The 19,193-nt window shown below is 39.8% G+C and carries 24 protein-coding genes; 7 read left to right on the forward strand and 17 right to left on the reverse strand.

What is annotated here, in order from left to right:
- Window positions 1–12: 12 nt before the first annotated feature.
- The 3 genes from fliE to flgB form a co-directional block, all read right to left on the reverse strand.
- Entirely contained in the window at window positions 13–342 is a 330-nt protein-coding gene (gene fliE, locus J5F42_RS01525; RefSeq protein ID WP_001147916.1) for a flagellar hook-basal body complex protein FliE, read from the reverse strand.
- A 127-nt stretch (window positions 343–469) separates the two neighbouring features.
- Window positions 470–955, reverse strand: coding sequence for a flagellar basal body rod protein FlgC (gene flgC / locus J5F42_RS01530; protein ID WP_000480116.1), 486 nt, complete (start codon window positions 953–955; stop codon window positions 470–472).
- Window positions 956–968: 13 nt separating this feature from the next.
- The gene (gene flgB / locus J5F42_RS01535; RefSeq protein WP_000347746.1) at window positions 969–1,391 is read right to left on the reverse strand and encodes a flagellar basal body rod protein FlgB; all 423 of its coding nucleotides are present in this window, start codon (window positions 1,389–1,391) and stop codon (window positions 969–971) included.
- A 203-nt stretch (window positions 1,392–1,594) separates the two neighbouring features.
- On the opposite strand from flgB, the gene J5F42_RS01540 reads away from it, so the two are divergent.
- Entirely contained in the window at window positions 1,595–2,761 is a 1,167-nt protein-coding gene (locus J5F42_RS01540; RefSeq protein WP_097699686.1) for an FtsW/RodA/SpoVE family cell cycle protein, read from the forward strand.
- Window positions 2,762–2,784: 23 nt separating this feature from the next.
- Here J5F42_RS01540 and J5F42_RS01545 read toward each other — a convergent pair whose 3' ends face one another.
- On the reverse strand, window positions 2,785–3,792 hold the full coding sequence (locus J5F42_RS01545) for an ABC transporter substrate-binding protein (protein WP_097699687.1): 1,008 nt from the start codon (window positions 3,790–3,792) through the stop codon (window positions 2,785–2,787).
- A gap of 197 nt (window positions 3,793–3,989) precedes the next feature.
- Window positions 3,990–4,991, reverse strand: a complete 1,002-nt coding sequence (locus J5F42_RS01550; RefSeq protein ID WP_097699688.1) for an ABC transporter substrate-binding protein — start codon at window positions 4,989–4,991, stop codon at window positions 3,990–3,992.
- Between the two features lie 239 nt (window positions 4,992–5,230).
- Between J5F42_RS01550 and J5F42_RS01555 the strand changes: the two genes are divergently transcribed.
- Together J5F42_RS01555 and J5F42_RS01560 are read left to right on the forward strand one after the other, a co-directional pair.
- Window positions 5,231–5,827, forward strand: coding sequence for a peroxiredoxin (locus J5F42_RS01555; protein ID WP_000961664.1), 597 nt, complete (start codon window positions 5,231–5,233; stop codon window positions 5,825–5,827).
- 144 nt (window positions 5,828–5,971) lie between these two features.
- Entirely contained in the window at window positions 5,972–6,787 is an 816-nt protein-coding gene (locus J5F42_RS01560) for a MetQ/NlpA family ABC transporter substrate-binding protein (RefSeq protein WP_033762214.1), read from the forward strand.
- A gap of 67 nt (window positions 6,788–6,854) precedes the next feature.
- On the opposite strand, the gene mrdA is transcribed toward J5F42_RS01560, so the two are convergent.
- The 9 genes from mrdA to J5F42_RS01605 all read right to left on the reverse strand — a co-directional run bounded on the left by mrdA (window position 6,855) and on the right by J5F42_RS01605 (window position 14,214).
- Window positions 6,855–8,630: a penicillin-binding protein 2 gene (gene mrdA / locus J5F42_RS01565; protein WP_283491438.1), complete on the reverse strand. Its 1,776-nt coding sequence runs from the start codon at window positions 8,628–8,630 to the stop codon at window positions 6,855–6,857.
- The gene (locus J5F42_RS01570) at window positions 8,611–9,054 is read right to left on the reverse strand and encodes a hypothetical protein (RefSeq protein WP_097699661.1); all 444 of its coding nucleotides are present in this window, start codon (window positions 9,052–9,054) and stop codon (window positions 8,611–8,613) included. The genes mrdA and J5F42_RS01570 overlap by 20 nt, the downstream gene beginning before the upstream one ends.
- Before the next feature lie 9 nt (window positions 9,055–9,063).
- Window positions 9,064–9,690 (reverse strand): ribosome biogenesis GTP-binding protein YihA/YsxC, encoded by a 627-nt coding sequence (gene yihA, locus J5F42_RS01575; RefSeq protein WP_097699662.1) that lies wholly within the window; start codon window positions 9,688–9,690, stop codon window positions 9,064–9,066.
- Window positions 9,687–10,244, reverse strand: coding sequence for a lipopolysaccharide transport periplasmic protein LptA (gene lptA / locus J5F42_RS01580; protein ID WP_097699663.1), 558 nt, complete (start codon window positions 10,242–10,244; stop codon window positions 9,687–9,689). Before lptA ends, yihA begins: the two co-directional genes overlap by 4 nt.
- Window positions 10,244–10,837: a hypothetical protein gene (locus J5F42_RS01585; protein ID WP_078241350.1), complete on the reverse strand. Its 594-nt coding sequence runs from the start codon at window positions 10,835–10,837 to the stop codon at window positions 10,244–10,246. Before J5F42_RS01585 ends, lptA begins: the two co-directional genes overlap by 1 nt.
- Window positions 10,812–11,306 (reverse strand): KdsC family phosphatase, encoded by a 495-nt coding sequence (locus J5F42_RS01590; RefSeq protein WP_078241351.1) that lies wholly within the window; start codon window positions 11,304–11,306, stop codon window positions 10,812–10,814. Before J5F42_RS01590 ends, J5F42_RS01585 begins: the two co-directional genes overlap by 26 nt.
- Window positions 11,303–12,247, reverse strand: coding sequence for a septal ring lytic transglycosylase RlpA family protein (locus tag J5F42_RS01595; RefSeq protein WP_097699664.1), 945 nt, complete (start codon window positions 12,245–12,247; stop codon window positions 11,303–11,305). Before J5F42_RS01595 ends, J5F42_RS01590 begins: the two co-directional genes overlap by 4 nt.
- Window positions 12,247–13,359 carry a lytic transglycosylase domain-containing protein gene (locus tag J5F42_RS01600; protein ID WP_097699665.1) on the reverse strand — a complete coding sequence of 371 codons (1,113 nt, stop codon included), beginning with the start codon at window positions 13,357–13,359 and terminating at the stop codon, window positions 12,247–12,249. The genes J5F42_RS01595 and J5F42_RS01600 overlap by 1 nt, the downstream gene beginning before the upstream one ends.
- A gap of 90 nt (window positions 13,360–13,449) precedes the next feature.
- Window positions 13,450–14,214: a TatD family hydrolase gene (locus tag J5F42_RS01605; RefSeq protein ID WP_097699666.1), complete on the reverse strand. Its 765-nt coding sequence runs from the start codon at window positions 14,212–14,214 to the stop codon at window positions 13,450–13,452.
- Between the two features lie 74 nt (window positions 14,215–14,288).
- Between J5F42_RS01605 and ribE the strand changes: the two genes are divergently transcribed.
- From ribE to metI, 4 genes are read left to right on the forward strand one after another with little or no spacing between them, the layout of a single operon-like run.
- Window positions 14,289–14,909, forward strand: a complete 621-nt coding sequence (ribE, locus tag J5F42_RS01610; protein WP_097699667.1) for a riboflavin synthase — start codon at window positions 14,289–14,291, stop codon at window positions 14,907–14,909.
- Window positions 14,910–15,182, forward strand: a complete 273-nt coding sequence (locus J5F42_RS01615; protein WP_001044047.1) for a FlhB-like flagellar biosynthesis protein — start codon at window positions 14,910–14,912, stop codon at window positions 15,180–15,182.
- Window positions 15,183–15,203: 21 nt separating this feature from the next.
- Window positions 15,204–16,187: a methionine ABC transporter ATP-binding protein gene (locus J5F42_RS01620; protein WP_078241356.1), complete on the forward strand. Its 984-nt coding sequence runs from the start codon at window positions 15,204–15,206 to the stop codon at window positions 16,185–16,187.
- A 1-nt stretch (window position 16,188) separates the two neighbouring features.
- Window positions 16,189–16,836 carry a methionine ABC transporter permease gene (metI, locus tag J5F42_RS01625; protein WP_000625450.1) on the forward strand — a complete coding sequence of 216 codons (648 nt, stop codon included), beginning with the start codon at window positions 16,189–16,191 and terminating at the stop codon, window positions 16,834–16,836.
- Window positions 16,837–17,022: 186 nt separating this feature from the next.
- On the opposite strand, the gene J5F42_RS01630 is transcribed toward metI, so the two are convergent.
- The 3 genes from J5F42_RS01630 to wecA are packed head-to-tail and all read right to left on the reverse strand — an operon-like array spanning window position 17,023 to window position 19,067.
- Window positions 17,023–17,454, reverse strand: coding sequence for a hypothetical protein (locus J5F42_RS01630; RefSeq protein WP_078241357.1), 432 nt, complete (start codon window positions 17,452–17,454; stop codon window positions 17,023–17,025).
- A 9-nt stretch (window positions 17,455–17,463) separates the two neighbouring features.
- Window positions 17,464–18,060, reverse strand: a complete 597-nt coding sequence (lpxF, locus tag J5F42_RS01635; protein WP_029649468.1) for a lipid A 4'-phosphatase — start codon at window positions 18,058–18,060, stop codon at window positions 17,464–17,466.
- On the reverse strand, window positions 18,057–19,067 hold the full coding sequence (gene wecA, locus J5F42_RS01640) for an undecaprenylphosphate N-acetylglucosaminyl transferase WecA (protein ID WP_283491439.1): 1,011 nt from the start codon (window positions 19,065–19,067) through the stop codon (window positions 18,057–18,059). Before wecA ends, lpxF begins: the two co-directional genes overlap by 4 nt.
- Window positions 19,068–19,193: the final 126 nt, after the last annotated feature.

Here is a 19,193-nt window from a genome sequence, read left to right on the forward strand (position 1 = left end):
CCACTTAAGAGATTAGATCTGCGTTCTCAAAAGTTCTTTATAAGCGCTGATCGCTTTGTTACGCACTTCAAGCATGAGTTTCATGCTCGTTTCGGCCTTCCCTATGGCGATAGCCGCTTGGTGTAAATCCTTAATCTGCCCTGTCGCCATGTCGGCTAAGGCTTTATCAGATTGCTCTTGAGTGTTGTTAAGCTCGTTGATAGATTGTTTCAAGAGCTTAGAAAACTCCCCACCTTTTTGTTCTTTAAAGGCGTTACCCGATTCTTCTCTTTTAGTCCTGTTGTCCGTGTTAAGCTCAGAGAAAGGACTCAATAAGCTTTTATCATTGTGTATGGCTTGCATAGAACCTCCTTAAGCTCTTTTTTAAAAATTTAACTCTATTAAATATCCTATTCATTTCTGTATTCTACGAATCTTTGGCTAATACTACCTAAATTCCCTTATACTACCATAAATTGTTACAAATCATTCAAGTTTGTAACATGCCAATCGCGTTTTGCGCCATGTTTTTAGCGCTTTGGAAAGCTGCAACATTGGCCTGATAGGCTCTGGTCGCTTCCACTAGATCCGCCATTTCAACCACCGCATTCACATTGGGGTAAGCCACATAGCCTTGAGCGTTAGCGTCAGGGTGGCTCGGATCGTATTTCATCAACGGCTCGCTATCATCGCGCACAATCTTATCCACCACCACGCTTGTAATGGGGATTAAGGGGTTATCATCGCCTTCATCTAAGGGGTCTTCATAGGGGGTGATTTGATTGTTTTGGGCGATTTTTTGGTTTAAAATCTCATTGAAATCAAAAGCCCTAAACACCGCTTCTTGTCTCCTATAAGGGCCTCCTTCGCTCGTGCGCGTGGTGTTAGCGTTAGCGATATTAGAAGAAATCAAATTAGCTCTTAAGCGTTGGGCGGACAAGCCATAACCGCTAATATCAAAAGAAGATAAAAACATGCTTTTCTCCTAATTATAAATTCTTACTAGAGTCAATGGCGTAATTGATCACGCCTCGATACTTTTTTAAGGCTGAACTCAAGGCTAAATACATGGTAGAGTTCTTGCCCATTTCGCTCGTTTCTATGTCTAAATCCACGCTGTTGCCATCATTTTTAGCCAAATGCCCGTCTCTAAAAAAAAGACTCGCCCCATCTTTAGCGCTATTTTCAAAGTCTAAATGCCTAGGGTTAGTGTGGGCTAAAGGCAAAACTTTACTGGATTGGTTTTCAAAAATTTCTGCTTTTTTCTCCGCTAAAACGCTTTCAAAATCCAAATCCTTTGGCCTGTAAAAAGGGGTATCCACATTAGCGATGTTAGAAGCGATCATATCCTGCCTTAAAGCCCTATAATCTAGCGCTTTATAAACCAATCCAAACGCTTTAGAAAAATCCATCAAAACCCCTTTTTAAACCCTTGCAAATTTTTAGCATGCAAAAAACATTCCAAAAATAGCTCATTTCCTCATCAAAGAATGCGATCAGCTCAAAGCATGCTCAAGCTTGAGCGATAAGCCAATTCAGAGCCATTATAGTGTAAAATACCCCTAAAATACCTTAAAATAACGCCTATTCAAAAAACCAAAATAAGGAAACCCTAATGACTACAGACAGAAACCTGTTTTTTTGCGCTTCGTTGTTAATTTTTTTAGGGGTATTGATGAGCTATTCGCTCTCAACTTACACCACAGTGGTGCTGTATCATTATGGAGAATTCCATTTTTTTATACGACAGCTTTTAAGCGCGATCATGGGCATTATTATCATGTGGGGGTTGTCTAGGGTTGATCCTAGCAAGTGGTTTAGCCATTTGGGGTTTTTTCTCCTTTTTGTCCCATCACTACTCATTATTGGCATGTTTTTTTTGCCAGAAAGCCTTTCCAGCAGCGCAGGGGGGGCGAAGCGCTGGATCCGTTTGGGATTTTTCTCTCTAGCGCCTTTGGAGTTTTTAAAGATTGGTTTTACCTTTTTTCTTGCGTGGAGTTTGTCCCGCACCTTTGTGGCAAAAGAAAAGGCTAATGTCAAAGAAGAACTCATCACTTTTGTGCCTTATTCGTTTGTGTTTGTGGCCTTAGCGATTGGGGTGGGGATTTTGCAAAACGATTTGGGGCAGATTGTTCTTTTGGGGGCGGTTTTAGCGGTGTTATTGGTCTTTTCTGGGGGGAGCGCGCATTTATTTGGCTTGATCGTTTCAGGGGCGTTTGCGATCAGCGTTTTAGCGATTGTTACAAGCGAACATAGGATTTTACGCCTAAAATTATGGTGGTCTAATTTACAAAATTCGCTTTTCACACTCTTGCCGGATAAATTAGCGAACGCTCTTAGAATAAGCGACTTGCCCGAATCCTATCAAGTCTTTCATGCAGGCAATGCCATGCATAATGGGGGGTTGTTTGGGCAAGGGCTTGGGCTAGGGCAAATCAAGCTTGGGTTTTTGAGCGAAGTGCATACGGACATGGTCTTAGCTGGGATCGCCGAAGAATGGGGTTTTTTGGGGCTATGCGTTTGTTTTATTTTGTTTTCTGTTTTGATTGTTTTGATTTTTAGGATCGCTAACCGCTTGAAAGAGCCAAAATATTCGCTATTTTGCGTGGGCGTGGTGTTGCTTATTAGTTTTTCTTTGGTGATCAACGCCTTTGGGGTGGGCGGGATTCTTCCGGTTAAAGGTCTAGCGGTGCCGTTTTTGAGCTATGGAGGGAGTTCGCTTCTAGCGAATTGTATCGCTATAGGGCTTGTTCTAAGCCTAGCGCGATACACGAAGGGCTAAAAATACCAGCCCCTTTTTAAAAATCAGTGCCATAAGAATGACTCAATTTCTGCATCATTCAAATCAAAAACCACCTTATAATAGTCTTTGACTATCGCATTAATATCCACGCCCTTAAAGGCTTCAGGGTGGGCTTTTAAGGCGATAAAAAGACTAATGAGCGGGGCTCTAGGACCGCCAATATCCATTGTGGGGAGTTTATAGACTTGTTTGTTTTTGATGGCTTTGATAGTAGCAAATTTGGGGTTGTTTAACACGTCTTCAGGCGTGAGTGGGCTTACCCACCAAATGAAAATGATTTCAGGGTTTTCTTTAACGATTTTTTCCACGCTAATATCAGCGCGCCCAAACTTAATGTATTTCAAGCCAAAATTGTCTATGCCCCCTTTTTCTAAAATGTCTGAGCTAATGGCCTGATGGCCGCTGATTTTATTGGCTTTGTGGAAAAGCTCCACCCCTTTTTTCTTTTTAACATTTTTCAAACGCTCAGCAATAAAGTCCAAAGTTTCTTGCATTTTGGCGAATTTTTTAGAAGCGTCAATTTCTAAGACCGCAGCTTGAGCTTGCATGGCCTGCATGGCCTCTGCGATCGTTGTCTCTTGGAAAGAAAGGAATGATATACCAAATTTTTTCGCATGCTCTACCGCTTTAGGGTTGCCCACAAAGGTTACCACAAGATCGGGGCTAAGTTTTTTTAAAAGCTCCACATTTAGCGCGGCTGTATGATCGGTGCTCATGTGTTTGACGCGTTTAAGATCTTCGCCTTTGAGAGTGGCTTTAACAATGTCATCCTTAAAAGCGTAATCCGAAACGCCTACAACCCTATTCCAAACATTAAGCATGGCAGGCACTTCTACATAACTCCCTATATAGGCTATTTTAGAAACAGGAAGCTTTATCGTTTGCTCCCCGAAATAATCCTTGACTTTGACTTCTTGCACTGAAGCGTTGCACACATTCAATAATAATGAAGCGACAAGCACGCCTAAAGAATAAGAAATGAAGGCTTTTTTAAAACGAGTAACTAACATAACGATCCTTTTGTATGATTTATAAAGCGATTATAACACCATTAAGAAAATAACAATAGTAAAAATGAAACTATTTTTCATAAAATCTTAAAAGATAAAGGTAAGATAAAAATAGGGAAGAAAATTTTAGTTACAAGGCTTGTTTTAAGCCTAGTGCGATACACAAAGGGCTAAAAAATATCAGCCCTTTTTAAAAATTAATGCCATAAAAAGGGTTCAACTTCTGCATCATTCAAATCAAAAACCACCTTATAATAATCTTTCACCATCGCATTAATATCCACGCCCTTAAACGCTTCAGGGTGGGCTTTTAAAGCGATAAAAAGGCTAATGAGCGGGGCTCTTGGCCCGCCAATATCCATTGTGGGGAGTTTATAAACTTGCTTGTTTTTAATGGCTTTAATAGTAGCAAATTTGGGGTTGTTTAACACGTCTTCAGGGCTAAGCGGGCTTATCCACCAAATAAAGATAATCTCAGGGTTTTCTTTAACGATTTTTTCCACGCTAATGTCAGCGCGCCCAAACTTAACGTATTTCAAGCCAAAATTGTCTATACCCCCTTTTTCTAAAATGTCTGAATCGAGGGCTTGATGGCCGCTGATTTTATTGGCTTTATGGAAAAGCTCCACCCCTTTTTTCTTTTTGACACCTTTCAAACGCTCAGCAATAAAATCCAAAGTTTCTTGCATTTTAGCCAGTTTTTTAGAAGCGTCAATTTCTAAGGCTTTAGCTTGAGCGTCAATATCTTCCATGACTTCTGCAATGGTTTTTTCTTGGAAAGAAAGAAATAATATACCAAATTTTTTCGCATGCTCTACCGCTTTAGGGTTGCCCACAAAAGTTACCACAAGATCAGGGCTAAGCTTTTTTAATAATTCCACATTCAACGCCGCCACATGATCACTGCTCATGGATTTAATGCGTTTAGGGTCTTTGAGGGTGGCTTTAACAATATCAGATTTAAAAGCGTAATCCGAAATGCCCACGACCCTATCCCAAGTATGGAACATAGCAGGCACTTCTGCAAAGCTACCCAAGTAGATTATTTTAGAAACAGGAAGCTTGATGGCTTGATCCCCAAAATAATCCTTGACTTTGACTTCTTGCACTGAAGCGTTAGCCACGCCTAATAAAAATGAAACAATGAGTGCACCTAAAGAACAAGAGATTAAAGCTTTTTTAAAGCGAGCGATTAGCATGACAATTCCTTTCGTATGATTTATGAAGCGATTATAACACTATTAAGGAAATACAAGCAGTGAAAATGAAACTTTTTTTCACAAAATCTTAAAATTTAAAAGGAAATATCCTTTCATTAACTTTTTAAGATTATACTCCACCATGTTTCCGCTGATTGAGTGGAAAGCATAGTTAAATTAAATCTGTTTTAGGTTTAATTTTGATCCAACAAAATTTTAAAACACTTAAGGAGTTGTATATGTTAGTTACAAAACTTGCCCCCGATTTTAAAGCACCTGCCGTTTTAGGAAACAACGAGGTTGATGAACACTTTGAGCTTTCTAAAAATTTAGGTAAGAGCGGTGCGATTCTTTTCTTTTGGCCAAAAGATTTTACTTTTGTATGCCCTACAGAAATCATTGCGTTTGACAAAAGAGTGAAAGACTTCCAAGAAAAAGGCTTTAATGTGATTGGCGTGTCTATTGACAGCGAACAAGTGCATTTCGCATGGAAAAACACCCCTGTGGAAAAAGGCGGTATTGGTCAAGTAACTTTCCCTATGGTGGCTGATATTACTAAGAGCATTTCTAGAGACTATGATGTGCTGTTTGAAGAAGCGATCGCTTTGAGAGGTGCTTTTTTGATTGATAAAAACATGAAAGTAAGACATGCAGTGATCAATGACTTGCCATTAGGTAGGAATGCAGATGAAATGCTTCGCATGGTAGACGCTCTCTTACACTTTGAAGAACATGGTGAAGTATGCCCAGCAGGCTGGAGAAAAGGCGATAAAGGTATGAAAGCGACTCACCAAGGCGTTGCAGAATATCTTAAAGAAAATTCCATTAACCTTTAATGGTTCAATTCGCTGTTTGATCAAGAGAAACTTCGTTTTTCTTGATTGAATCCTTTTCTTTTTATTCTTTGCCAGTTTCTAAAATTTTCGTATCGTTTTATCTTTTTATCATTTTTGAATTAATTTTTTAATAAAGGGGTTTTTATGAATGCATTCAAGCGTATTATTAGTGTAGGGGTAATTGCTTTAGGTTTGTTTAACCTTTTAGACGCCAAACACCACAAAGAAAAAAAAGAAGACCACAAAATCACTCGTGAGCTTAAAGTGGGCGCTAACCCTGTGCCGCATGCGCAAATCTTGCAATCAGTCGTGGACGATTTGAAAGAGAAAGGGATCAAATTAGTGATCGTGTCTTTTACGGATTATGTGTTGCCCAATTTAGCGCTCAATGACGGCTCTTTAGACGCGAATTACTTCCAGCACCGCCCTTATTTGGATCGGTTTAATTTGGACAGAAAAATGCACCTTGTTGGTTTGGCCAATATCCATGTGGAGCCTTTAAGATTTTATTCTCAAAAAATCACAGACATTAAAAACCTTAAAAAAGGCTCAGTGATTGCTGTGCCAAATGATCCGGCCAATCAAGGCAGGGCGTTGATTTTACTCCATAAACAAGGCCTTATCGCTCTCAAAGATCCAAGCAATCTATACGCTACGGAGTTTGATATTGTCAAAAATCCTTACAACATCAAAATCAAGCCTTTAGAAGCCGCACTATTGCCTAAAGTTTTAGGGGATGTGGATGGGGCTATTGTAACAGGGAATTATGCCTTGCAAGCAAAACTCACCGGAGCCTTATTTTCAGAAGACAAGGACTCGCCTTATGCCAATCTAATAGCTGCTCGTGAGGATAACGCGCAAGATGAAGCCATAAAAGCGCTGATTGAAGCCTTACAGAGTGAAAAGACCAGGAAATTTATTTTGGATACCTATAAAGGGGCGATTATCCCGGCTTTTTAAACGCAAAAACGCCTCTTTATCTTAAGATAAAGGGCGTTCATTCCCATAAAAATCTTGTGTGAGCCAGTTACAATTGGTTAAGATAGCCAAGTTCATAGAGCTTATTGCTCATTTCCACTAACAAGCCCCCCAGTTTTGACCCCCCTTCCCCATGTTCTACTAAAATAGTGATAGCGTATTTGGGTTTTTCATAAGGCAAAAATGCGGTAATCCACGCATGGGATCGATGGAAATATTCCATATCCTTTTCTTTCATGCGATTGACGATGTTTTGAGCGATTTCTACGACTTGCGCGGTGCCGGTTTTACACGCTAAAGTAACCTTAGAACCTCTTGTGGAATGATAAGCCGTGCCGTCTTTATGGTTGCACACTTCATACATGCCCACGCGCAAGGCTTGGAGCTTCTTTTTTTGAAAGCTATTCAGGGGATCTTTAAGCGGCTGTTTGTTGTTGATAGCAAAATGAGGCGTCGCCAGTTTGCCTGTCGCAATGAGTCCCGTATAGGCTAGCACTTGTAAGGGCGTGGCTAAAAAAGAGCCTTGCCCAATAGCGGTAATGAGCGTGTCCCCAACGCGCCAATCTTGATTGAAGCGTTTGAGTTTCCACAAATTATCCGGCACAATCCCCACAAATTCATTCGGCAAATCAACGCCCGTTTTTTCCCCAAAGCCCACTTCCCTTAAAGTTTTAGAGAGTTTTTCTATAGAGATTTCAAGCCCAAACTTATAAAAATACACATCCACGGACTCCCTAATGGCTTTATACAAATTGGAATTGCCATGCCCTGTTTTTTTCCAGTCCCTGAATTTGCGCTTACCCACTTCAATAAAAGGCGGTGTGGGTATGGTGGTGTTTTCTGTGATATGAAGGTTTTCTAAAAAGCTTAACCCCACGCCCATTTTAACCACAGATCCCGGCGGGTATAAAGCGTTAGCGAAGCGGTTTAATAAAGGGTTATAAATATCATCTTGAAGTTTTTGCCATTTGTCTTGACTGATCCCGCCTACAAAATCGTTCAAATTGTATTCAGGGTAACTCCCTGCAACGAGCAATTCCCCATTTTCTGCGTTCATCACTAAAATAGCCCCCCTTTTATTTTCAAAGAGCTTGTCCGCTTCTTTTTGCAAGCGTTTGTCTAAACTCAATTGCAAGTGGTTATTGGCACTTGGCGGCACGACTTCTAAGGTGGCTAATTCCTGATTGAGTGCATTGACATGCATGATTTTATAACCCACCTTGCCTTGTAAAAGCTTGTTGTATTCTTTTTCAATGCCGGTTTTGCCTACAATCTGGCTGTATTGATTCTCTTCATCGTCTTTTAAATCTTGCAAACTTGCCACCCCCACATAACCTAAAACATGCGAAGCTAAAGCGTTATTAGGGTAGTAACGCTTGTCTAAAGGGCGCACAAAAATGCCTTGAGTTTGGATGAGTTTGGTATAAAGGGATTGCATGGTGGCATAGGGAATGAAGCCCACCACTTTAATGAGGTTGTGGTTATAAAGCGAATTTTCTTTTTGGTAATTGTTTAAAAGCGTTTCTTTGGAAAAATTAGGGAAAAACTTTTGGATCACCTCAATTTTTTCTAAAAGCTCTTTTTGTTTCAATCTGCTGGGCAAAAACACGCCAAACACCAATTCATTAATGGCTAAAAACTCATGGTTTCTGTCTGTAATATTGCCCCTTGTAGGGACTAAAAATTCTTTTTTGGTCATGTTGCGTTCGGCCAATTTTTCATAGTATTCTTGATTTTTAACGCTTAGAATAAACAGATTTAAGATTAATAACCCCCAAACCCCTATAAAAACAAAGAGTAAAAGCTTATAGCGAAGACTTTTCATTTAAACCCCACAAAGCACCCTCTATGAGCGCAAAAAGAGCGAAAAGACCTAGCGTTTTCAAGCCCAAAGACACAGAAAAAAAGCGCGATAAATAAAGGTAATAAACCAAAAACGCATGCAAAGTTTTGAATAAAAAGCCGTCATTAAAAAGCTTTAAAGAGTTTTTATAGACGATTTGATGGTAGATTAAAAACAATAAAGCCAAAACGCCTAAAGTCTTTAAATGCATGCTCTCAAACCAAAACAAACAACCAAACACGCTCAAACTGGGTAAAAAATGATCGTATTTTTTCGCATAAAACAAGAATAAAAACCCAATCATCGGGGGCAAAAAAGGTATTAAGTCTCTCAAAAGGCTATAAAAATAAAAACCAAAGATCCCTAAACATAAGAAAAAAAAGGAATCTTGTTTTAAAGAGAGCATTCTTGTGGCTTATAAAGGGTTAGTGAGCAAGTATTTCAAAAGGGTTTGGCGCACTATTTCAAGGGTTGGGTATTTTGAAGAAAGAGCGTTAAAATGGGCGCTATTGATTAAAAAAGGTTTAGGAGCGTTTAAAAAAAGGCGGTGTTGATTGTTTTTATTCAACTTGTCAAATTTCGTAAAAAGAGAGAGGTAGGCTTGATCGGGTCTTAAAAGGGCTTGAATGCTTTCTTTAGCGTTTTTGTCAATTTCTAAATCCAAATGGCGCGCATCTATCAAATGGATAAAAAGCTTGATAGAAACCCTAACGCTCAACAATTCCCATAAAAACCCCTCCCATTCTTTTTTCAAGCTTTTAGAAACTTTAGCGTAGCCAAACCCGGGCAAATCAATCGCATTAAAGGTTGTCATTAAAGCGTTTTCTTTATCTTCCCAAGTGGTGGAAAAAAAATTCGCTAAACGGGTTTTTCCCGGCGTCGCTGAGCTTTTGGCGAGGTTTTTCCCTAACAAGGTATTAATAAACGAGCTTTTGCCTACATTGCTGCGCCCTAAAATGACCATTTCAGAAGTCAGGCTCGCAGGGCATTGCGAAAGATTGCTAGAAGAAGTGAGAAAATGAGCGTCTTTAATGACAATCATGGTTTTGCCTTAGCGCCTTTCTTCTTCAATTTAGCCTTACGATTTTCTTCATTAATGTCTTCCATATCAAACACAAATTTAGCGGGCCGTTTCGCGCTCCCCAACACATCAGCATAACCCTTGGTTTTGTTTAAAATGATTTCATCGCCGGTGATGACATTAGATTTCCCCACTTCTCTAACCACCGCATTTTGTAACAATTTGTATTCCCCATTCAGTGCGTTATAAATGAGCTTGTCAGCGCTCCCGCTGATTTCACGATTGTCCTCTGTAAAGATGTTAAAATGCGTGTTCCCTGTGGCTTCATAGCGCTCTGGCTTTCGTTTATCATTTAAAAACACGCTCACCTTATCCGCAAACAACCGGTCTTTACCTTTTTTGATCTGCACATTGCCTTGAATAACAGCAGTTTTGGTTTTGTCGTTCGCTACAAATTGGTTGCCGGTAATCTCTAAAAGCTCTCTTTCTTTTTTCAAGCCTTTATTCTCTAATTTTTGAGCGCTCATCACGCTTAAAATACCAAAACAACACACAAGAACACACCACCAACGCATTAAAATCCTCCTTTGAAAGTGGGGAGTTTTTTCTTTTCTTTTTGGCTTTGTTTGATTTCATCTAAAAACAAATTGGCTTGAATGCTTTGAGCTTCAATAATAGCTAATGCATGCGAATAAGAAATGTCAAGCCCTTCAACCTTGCTATCCTTTGAAGTGAGAATGAAACGGCCCTTGCCTTTAAAATTTTGCTCCTTATGGTTATAAATCCCTGTTTCACTCCAAAAACTAGAATCGTCGCTTCTTTTATAGGTAACCCCATTAGGGAAGAAATACAAATCCTGCTGCCGTTTGGCTTTGGGGGATTCAACGCTTTCTATCGTGTCTTCATCATAGCGCTTGATTTTAGAATCAAAAAAGATCTCATGATCATCGTATTGTAAAGCTTTTTTGCCCTCTATGGACAGATCAAGGATTTTATCGTTGACTTGAAACGCTTTAAAATTTTCTAATTCAATTTTAGGGATATTTTCTTTAGAGACCACGCTAGTGGGTTGGGAACGCAAAAAGAAAAAAACTAGCCCTATCGTGATGAAAGACAAAACCACAAAAAAGTTTAAAACGCTATTAGAGGTAAAGCTTGAGCGCTTCATCTTGCAAGCCTTCTAATGTTAAAAGATAATCAATCGCTTCCCTAACAGCCCCCTTGCCCCCTGAATTTTGTAACACTTTATAGGCCTTGCTTTTAAGCAAGGGGTGTGCATCAAAAGGAGCGAAACTCCAAGCGCATGCCTTAAACATGCCTAAATCGTTATAATCATCGCCTACGCATGCGATTTCTTGCGCGCTCAATTGCAAGTCTTTTTTGAGCCGCTCCACAACCACGCTTTTATTTTCAACGCCCATAAAAACAAACTGAACGCCCAAACTCTCCATGCGTTTTTTCACCATGATTGAAGTTCTTCCTGTAATGATAGCGATTTTTTTGCCTAATTTTTGCCATAGCGTCATGCCAAGCCCGTCTTTGACATTGAAAGCCTTGAACTCGTGAAAATTTTTATCAAAATACAACGACCCGTCTGTGAGCGTGCCATCCACATCTAAAAGCAATAACTTAATCATTCTCTCGTTAAAACCGCATTCTGGTTATATTTTTTCATAAAATCCCTAGCCTCTTCTTCACTTTGAAACCCTTGAACTAAAACTTTATACAAATCGTCTTTAAAAGCAACCTTGACGCTGTAATCTGGATTTTCTGCTTGCAATTTATCCGCTAAAGTTTGAGCGCCTATTTGGTTTCTAAAAGCCCCCATTTGCAAAGAAAATTTCCCTCCGCTCACGCTTTTTTCGCTCTCGCCGACTTTAAATTCCTTGTGTAAGATCTTTGAAGAGCTGGCGTTAAAAGATTGTTCGTATTGCGTGGAGATAACCCCACCAAAACCCAAAACAATGAGGCGCACGCTGGCCGTGCCTTTTTGAACCATATCAATATCCCTAGCGGCCGCATTAGACAAATCAATGATGCGATCGCTCACAAAAGGCCCTCTATCGTTGATGCGCACGATGGTGCTTGAATTGTTATCAACGTTAATGACTTTCACTACGGTGTTCATGGGTAAAGTCTTGTGCGCGGCGGTGTGGGCATACATGTTATAGATTTCCCCATTACTGGTTTTTTTGGCATGGAAGTTAGGGCCATACCAGCTCGCAATGCCATCAAATTTCTCGCCTAAATCCACTTTAGTGGGGTAATACCACTTACCCCCCACTTGATAAGGGCGCATGGTGGCTCTTTGGATCGCGCTAGAATCGCGCATGCCGTTATCTAGGGGTTGTTTTGTATTGTTACCTTGCGAATCGGTGTGGTGTTTGAAATGGCGTTCAAAAAAATTGCGTTTATAGGTGGCTTTTTTGGTTGTTGGGTCATAATCTTTAGCGTTTTCATAAGCGCGCAAGCTTTCATGCTTGTAAGACAAATTCTTTACCCCATTTTTTTTAACCGCGCAAGCGCTAATCAAAAAAATAACGCCTAAAAAACAAACTCTTTTCAACGCCCAACCCATTAAAATTCCCTTGTAGCGAGTAACTTTTTGTTAGTGGGGATGATTAAGCGCTGGTGGATAAAAATATTAGAATCTTTGAGGTTATTGGCTAATTGGATACTGGAAATGCTGACTTGATAGCGTTTAGCGATAGAAGATAAGGTTTCTTTAGGCAAGACCACATGGGTGATGAAAGGGTTTTTAGGATTAGCTTGAGCGTTTTTATTTTGTTTGAGTTGGCGTTGTTTGAAAAGGGCGAGTTTTTCATAAGGGATATAAATGGTATAAGTGGGGTCTTTAGAGGGCAGAATGTTATAACGGAATTGGTGGTTGTAGGATTTTAAGGTTTCTAAACTCAAGTTTAAATTTTTGGCTACTTGGATTAAAGAAGTGTGCCTTTTAAACGGGACGCCCACTAAACTCACCCTCGCCCCACGATTGAGCAAGTATTCTTTATCTTTGAGGTTGTCTAGGCTGTTGAATTTCAACGCTAGGCTTAGAATGGAGCGGATATACTCCCGTGTTTCTTTAGGGAGGTATTTCTTGTCTTCATCCAGCAAAATCTTAATGTCTGAAGTGCCGGCGGCTTTAATAGCGTTTTGAACCTTGCGTAAGCCGTAATTATACGCCATAGCGACCAAATACCACTCTCCGGTTTGCTTGTAGAGCCGTTTCAAATAAGTGATCGCCGCTTGAGTGCTTTTAATGGGATCTCTTCTTTCATCAATGTAGTGATTGACCTTAAGCCCTAATTCTTTAGCCGTGCTTGGCATGAATTGCCAAATCCCTACCGCTTTTTTCCTGCTATAAGCCCTTGATGAAAATTTAGACTCTGCCATGGCTAAAAATAAAAATTCTTGCGGCACGCTCGCTTCTATTAGCATGTTTTTAATGATGGGGATGAATTGGTAATTCGCGTCAAACCTTTTGACGAGCCTTTTCCATTCTTCTTTTTCATTCATTTTTTGTAAAACACCTGGCATCTGATACAAGAAACTCGCGTTAATTCCAAAGGCCTCTAGCGCTTTGGTGTCAATATTAGATTCAAAAGCAATCTTAGCGTGGCTTAAAGAAGTCAGTAAGAACCAATGAGTCATTAAAAAAAACAACCATTTGGTATTAAAATATTTCATTCTTTTTTAAAATCCTGATCATTTGATAAGTTCAATAATGGCTCTAATTATAACCAAACTTGAATAACGCTTTCTAACACAGCCTTATTTTTAGGGGAAACTAAAGAGCGTTTGAGCGTTATGCGTGCTTAAAGAAGCGAGCTCTTCAGTCTCTATGTTGATGATTTCGGCAATTTTTTGAGCGATTAAAGGGATATAAGTAGGGCTATTCCTGGTGCCTCTAAAAGGGTGTGGGGTCAAATAAGGCGAATCCGTTTCTAAAAGAAGCCTGTTTTTAGGGATTTTAGGGAGGATCTCTACCAGTCTTTTAGCGTTTTTAAAAGTGCTAACCCCTCCTATCCCATAATAAAAACGATCGCTTAATTCCAAAAGCATGCTATCAGCGTTAAAGCAATGCAACACCCCAAAAGCCTTAGGATAGCTTTTTAAAAGATTCAAACTATCAAAACTCGCTTCTCTAATATGGGTGATCAAGGGCTTGTTGTGCTGGATAGAAAACTCAATCTGTTTGGTAAAGATTTCTTTTTGCTTGCTTTTATAATTCTCTCTTTCATTCAATTCAGGCAAGCGGTAGTAATCCAGTCCGCATTCGCCTATCGCCACGCATTTTTGATGCCCAACAAATTTTTCAAACAGGCTTTCATCAAAGCTTTCCACATCATAAGGGTGAGTGCCTATGGCAAAAAACACGCCTTCAAATTTTTCGCTAATTTCTATTGCTCTGTTCAAATCCTTCATGTCCGCGCCAGGAATCACGCATTGCGTAACGCCTTTTTCTAGGCTTTCTTTCAACACTTCTTCTAAATCGTTTTCATAATCCCTATGATCCAAATGGCAATGCGTATCAATAAACATGCTTTTATCCTATGGTTTTATTTAATATGTTACAATACTTAAGCATTCTAACATAAGGAAAATAATCATTAACGATGTTCAGTGGTCTAATCCATCAAATAGCTAAAGTGAAAAGTTTCCACAACAATATTTTAAGCATAGAGAGCGATCTCAATCCCAAGCTTGGCGATAGCATTGCGATTAATGGGGCATGTTTGACCGCCATAGAAAGTTCAAAAACGCATTTTAGCGTGGAATTGAGCCAAAAAACCCAAAACAGCGTGGCGTTAGAAAATTACAAGGATTTAGTCCATATTGAGCCAGCCCTAAAAGCCGATGCGAGTTTGGATGGGCATTTTGTGCAAGGGCATATTGATGCTATCGGAGTGATTGAAAAAATCATTCACAACGCTAATCAAGTGGATTTTTTCATCAGCGCTTCTAAAGAAACGCTTTTATTGTGCGTTGAGCAAGGCTCTATCGCCATTGATGGGGTGAGTTTGACTTTAAGCAAGGTAGAAGAAAAGGGGTTTTGGCTAACGATTATCCCTTACACTTTAGAAAACACCCTTTTTAAGACTTATAAACTCAAACGGCGCGTGAATATTGAAACGGACATGTTAGTCCGCAGCGTTGCGTCTATTTTGAAAAAAACAAAAGGGTTTGAAAAAAATTTCTCTTGGAATGACGCGGATGCCTTGACTTTAGGGTATTAGATGAATAAAACCATAAAAGCCGCCGCTCTAGCCTATAACATGGGACAAGATCATGCCCCAAAAGTGATCGCAAGCGGGGTGGGCGAAGTGGCTAAAAGGATCATTCAAAAAGCTAAGGAATACGATATAGCACTCTTTTCTAACCCCATGCTGGTGGATTCGCTTTTGAAGGTGGAATTAGATTGCGCGATACCTGAAGAATTGTATGAAAGCGTGGTGCAAGTGTTTTTATGGCTCAATAGCGTGGAAAATAACGCGCAAATGTCCAAGTGATTGGGATGTAAAGTTAAAACGATGGTAGTAGAATTAAAAAACATTGAAAAGATTTATGAAAACGGGTTTCATGCTCTAAAAGGCGTGAATTTGGAATTAAAAAAAGGCGATATTTTAGGCGTGATAGGCTATTCAGGGGCGGGGAAATCCACGCTCATTCGCCTGATCAATTGCTTGGAGCGTCCTAGTTCTGGCGAGGTTTTAGTCAATGGGGTCAATCTGTTAAACTTAAAGCCTAAAGAATTGCAAAAAGCGCGCCAGAAAATAGGCATGATTTTCCAGCATTTCAATTTATTGAGCGCTAAAGATGTGTTTGAAAATGTCGCTTTCGCTTTAGAAATCGCCCGATGGGAAAAAACTAAGATTAAATCAAGGGTGCATGAATTGTTGGAATTAGTGGGGTTAGAAGATAAAATGCATTTTTATCCTAAACAGCTAAGCGGTGGGCAAAAGCAACGAGTGGCGATCGCTAGGAGTTTAGCGAATTGCCCTGATTTGTTGCTTTGCGATGAAGCCACATCCGCACTGGATTCTAAAACCACGCATTCTATTTTAACGCTTTTAAGCGGCATTCAAAAAAAGCTTGATTTGAGCATCGTTTTCATCACGCATGAAATTGAAGTGGTTAAAGAATTGTGCAACCAAATGTGTGTGATCAGCAGCGGCGAAATCGTGGAAAGAGGCTCGGTGGAAGAAATTTTTGCTAACCCTAAACATGCCGTTACTAAAGAATTGCTTGGTATCAAAAACGAGCATGCGGATCAAAAATCGCAAGACATTTATCGCATCGTGTTTTTAGGGGAGCATTTAGACGAGCCGATCATTTCTAATTTGATCAGGCGTTTTAAAATAGATGTGAGCATCATTTCAGGCAATATTGAAGAGCTTACGACTAAAGATATAGGGTATTTAGTGGTGCGGTTTTTAGGCAGTGTTGCAGAGACTCAAAGGGCTTTAGAGTATTTAAACGCTTTAGGCTTACAAGTGGAAAAATTAAAGGATTAAAATGATTTCTCAAATGCTCATTCAAGCCACGCTAGAAACGCTTTATATGGTGTTTGTGGCGAGCTTTTTGGCGGTTGTTTTTGGCTTGCCTTTGGGGGTTTTATTGTTAGTGAGTAAAAAAGGGCATTTGTTAAACAAACCCCTTTTGCATAAAATTTTAGACACTTCTATCAACATGACTCGCTCTTTCCCTTTTATCATTTTGATTATTTTGCTCTTGCCTTTATCGCGCTTTTTGATTGGCACAAGCATTGGCTCTAGCGCGAGCATTATCCCGTTAGCCATTTCAGCCATCCCTTTTGTCGCAAAGCTTTTTGAAAATTCTTTAATGGAAGTAGAGCATGGCAAGATTGAAACCACTTTAAGTTTGGGAGCGTCTCATTTGGAAGTCATTAAAATGATGCTTTTAGAGAGCCTGCCCTCTTTAGTGAACAATATCACCATTACCTTAATTTCTTTAATAGGCTATTCGGCTATGGCGGGAGCGTTAGGGGCTGGGGGCTTGGGGGATTTAGCCATTAGGATTGGCTATCAAAGTTATAGGGGCGATGTGCTTTTTTATGCGGTGGTCGTGATCATTGTTTTAGTGCAAATCATTCAAAGCGCGGGGGATTATGTGGTGAAACGCCTAAGAAAGCATAAGTATTAGGGATTTGGCTCTCATCAAATACGAATATTCAAAGCCAACTTTAATACGCTTTTTAAAGGGGATTTTTACGCTTTGTTTATGGTAAAACCCCACTTTCTAAAGAACGCTTTTAAAAGGTTATCATTCAAACTGAATTAGAGCCTTTTACGATGAATATTTAATTAAATTCTCATGCAACAATGGGCTTTATTTTGCGCCGTTGATAAATTTATCCATCTGTTTTTCTAAGTCTATGATTTGCGTTATCGCTCCTTCTAAAATTTCAAAATTTTTAGCGTTTTTTGGGGTAATGCATGCGAGTTTGTTGGAAGCTTTTTCTAACGATTGGATGTCTTTAAGCAAGGTTTTTAAAACTTCTACGCTTTTAAAATCCTTTTCAAAATAGTCATCAAATTGCCGTTCTGTTTGAGACAAGTTCTCTAAAAAAGCGCTTTGAAGGCGTATTTGAGTGCGATCATGCCCGGTTTCTATGCAGGTTTTATAAGCTTGATGGATCGCAGTCAAAACTTCTTGGGCTTTCAAAAAAGCCTTTGAAAGCCCAACGATGATTTCATAATGTTCGCCCTCTGCTCTTAAAAACCCTAAAAATAGTGAAATGAGCAATAACTTTTTTAGCATTTTATCCCTTTACCATTGATAAGAAAAGCTCACCCCATAGCGGCTACTGCCCTTAAAATCGCTAGAAATTTCAGGATAGAGCATCCATTGTTTGGGTTTGTAGCGTGAAGTGAATAAATAAGCAAACCCCCATGCGATAAGGCTGCCAATCGTAACTTGCAAGATCGTGTGTTGTCCTGCCACCACTCTGCTAGCATCAGTGAGTATTGCAAGAGCGATCACAGGAAGAGCCGGCTTCCACCCATAGCGGTAATACACAAACCCAGCCGCGCTAAACACCCCCCCAGCATGCCCGCTTGGCATGCCTCTCCAGGAATTACAGCACGGGCGTTTGGCAAATTCCACTCTAGCCCCATCTTTATGGGCGTTGCTAAAAGCTCCTTTAAGGCCATAAATCACTCCTTGAGTGACTAATGTGCCGACCGCTAATTCCCCTAAACCTCTATAATCGCGCATCGCTAAACTGACCGTGCCTACAAAAATAGGCAAAAACCTAAGCACATCGCCGATTTCTTCTAAAATGTATGCCCCCTCATTGATCGGCTCACTCCTTAAAGGATATACCCATAAGAGCAGGCTCAAAAAAAGACCTTTGAGCTTTTTCATTGAAACGCTCGCTTTTCTAAGGCAAAAACTTGCCTATTCAAATAAGCATAGCCTATTAAATAGCATGCGATAAAGACTAGGCTAATCACAATGAGCGCGTAAGAATTTAAACGAAACAAGACGCTCATTAAAATAAAAGGCAGGTTGCACAGAATAAGGATAAAAGCGCATAAAGGGTTAGGGCAATTGAAAGAGCGTTGTTGCAAGAATTGGAATAAAAGGGTGTGCAAATGCAAATTATCCGGCATGGTGGCTTTCTGGCGTTTTATTTTGCGCCTAAGGATACTAAAAAGCACCTCTATGACCGGATAAAGCATTAAATTGAGCCCAAAAAACACGCTGATTTTTTGCTCCAAACTCAAATGCAAGAGGGAAATCCCGCACACCAAACCCAAAAAATACGCCCCCCCATCGCCTAAAAAAATCTTTCCTAAAGGGAAATTTAACACCATAAACCCAAGCACCATGTAAGCGAGCAAACAAGACAAACTGCTAGGGTCTATATAGTGAATGACTAAAAGCGCGATCGCACAAATCCCAGATGCAAGCCCGTTAAACCCGTCAATGATATTAATAGCGTTACTGATACCCACCAGCATAAAGATAGCGAATAAAAAAGCGATAAAATAAGGCAAGCTAAAAAGGGGCGAAAAATCGCTCACCACTAAAGGCGTTGATGAAATGATGCAAACGACCCCTACGGCTTGTAAAATAAGGCGTATTTTAGGGCTTAATGAAAGGTTGATGTCTTCTAAAAAACCGCTTAAAAAGACTAACAACAACCCTAAGAAAACAAAAAACCCCTTAAAAGGCATTTCAAAAGGTTCAAAATAACAAGCCAACGCAAAAGAAAGAAAGATCCCAAGCCCCCCAGCTCGTGGGGTTCTGGCATGATGAAAGCCTTGTATTTTATTAGCGTTATCCACAAAGAGCATGGATTTTTTAGACCACAAAATAATCAAAGAGCAAATAAATAAACTGGTTAAAAAATATAGCACCCACAACACTTTTTATTGGATTTAATTGGCATTTTGTTTTGGGTATTATAGCAAAAGATAGCTTGATGATAAAATCTTATAGGTATAAGAGGCGGGTTTTATGTTACAATTCCAAAAATCATTATTATAAAATAA

Origin of the sequence: Helicobacter pylori (assembly GCF_030062585.1) — a bacterium.
Classification (GTDB): Bacteria; Campylobacterota; Campylobacteria; order Campylobacterales; family Helicobacteraceae; genus Helicobacter; species Helicobacter pylori_CN.

Bases quoted from the DNA above. Each gene is read 5' to 3' on its own strand.
- ribE (WP_097699667.1), top strand. From the start codon at position 14,289: ATGTTCAGTGGTCTAATCCATCAAATAGCTAAAGTGAAAAGTTTCCAC.
- metI (WP_000625450.1), top strand. From the start codon at position 16,189: ATGATTTCTCAAATGCTCATTCAAGCCACGCTAGAAACGCTTTATATG.
- J5F42_RS01630 (WP_078241357.1), bottom strand. From the start codon at position 17,454: ATGCTAAAAAAGTTATTGCTCATTTCACTATTTTTAGGGTTTTTAAGA.
- J5F42_RS01570 (WP_097699661.1), bottom strand. From the start codon at position 9,054: ATGCTCTCTTTAAAACAAGATTCCTTTTTTTTCTTATGTTTAGGGATC.
- J5F42_RS01605 (WP_097699666.1), bottom strand. From the start codon at position 14,214: ATGTTTATTGATACGCATTGCCATTTGGATCATAGGGATTATGAAAAC.
- J5F42_RS01550 (WP_097699688.1), bottom strand. From the start codon at position 4,991: ATGCTAATCGCTCGCTTTAAAAAAGCTTTAATCTCTTGTTCTTTAGGT.
- mrdA (WP_283491438.1), bottom strand. From the start codon at position 8,630: ATGAAAAGTCTTCGCTATAAGCTTTTACTCTTTGTTTTTATAGGGGTT.
- lpxF (WP_029649468.1), bottom strand. From the start codon at position 18,060: ATGAAAAAGCTCAAAGGTCTTTTTTTGAGCCTGCTCTTATGGGTATAT.
- J5F42_RS01620 (WP_078241356.1), top strand. From the start codon at position 15,204: ATGGTAGTAGAATTAAAAAACATTGAAAAGATTTATGAAAACGGGTTT.
- J5F42_RS01595 (WP_097699664.1), bottom strand. From the start codon at position 12,247: ATGGGTTGGGCGTTGAAAAGAGTTTGTTTTTTAGGCGTTATTTTTTTG.
- yihA (WP_097699662.1), bottom strand. From the start codon at position 9,690: ATGATTGTCATTAAAGACGCTCATTTTCTCACTTCTTCTAGCAATCTT.
- lptA (WP_097699663.1), bottom strand. From the start codon at position 10,244: ATGCGTTGGTGGTGTGTTCTTGTGTGTTGTTTTGGTATTTTAAGCGTG.
- J5F42_RS01545 (WP_097699687.1), bottom strand. From the start codon at position 3,792: ATGTTAGTTACTCGTTTTAAAAAAGCCTTCATTTCTTATTCTTTAGGC.
- J5F42_RS01615 (WP_001044047.1), top strand. From the start codon at position 14,910: ATGAATAAAACCATAAAAGCCGCCGCTCTAGCCTATAACATGGGACAA.
- J5F42_RS01540 (WP_097699686.1), top strand. From the start codon at position 1,595: ATGACTACAGACAGAAACCTGTTTTTTTGCGCTTCGTTGTTAATTTTT.
- J5F42_RS01585 (WP_078241350.1), bottom strand. From the start codon at position 10,837: ATGAAGCGCTCAAGCTTTACCTCTAATAGCGTTTTAAACTTTTTTGTG.
- fliE (WP_001147916.1), bottom strand. From the start codon at position 342: ATGCAAGCCATACACAATGATAAAAGCTTATTGAGTCCTTTCTCTGAG.
- J5F42_RS01600 (WP_097699665.1), bottom strand. From the start codon at position 13,359: ATGAAATATTTTAATACCAAATGGTTGTTTTTTTTAATGACTCATTGG.
- J5F42_RS01560 (WP_033762214.1), top strand. From the start codon at position 5,972: ATGAATGCATTCAAGCGTATTATTAGTGTAGGGGTAATTGCTTTAGGT.
- flgC (WP_000480116.1), bottom strand. From the start codon at position 955: ATGTTTTTATCTTCTTTTGATATTAGCGGTTATGGCTTGTCCGCCCAA.
- J5F42_RS01555 (WP_000961664.1), top strand. From the start codon at position 5,231: ATGTTAGTTACAAAACTTGCCCCCGATTTTAAAGCACCTGCCGTTTTA.
- flgB (WP_000347746.1), bottom strand. From the start codon at position 1,391: ATGGATTTTTCTAAAGCGTTTGGATTGGTTTATAAAGCGCTAGATTAT.
- J5F42_RS01590 (WP_078241351.1), bottom strand. From the start codon at position 11,306: ATGATTAAGTTATTGCTTTTAGATGTGGATGGCACGCTCACAGACGGG.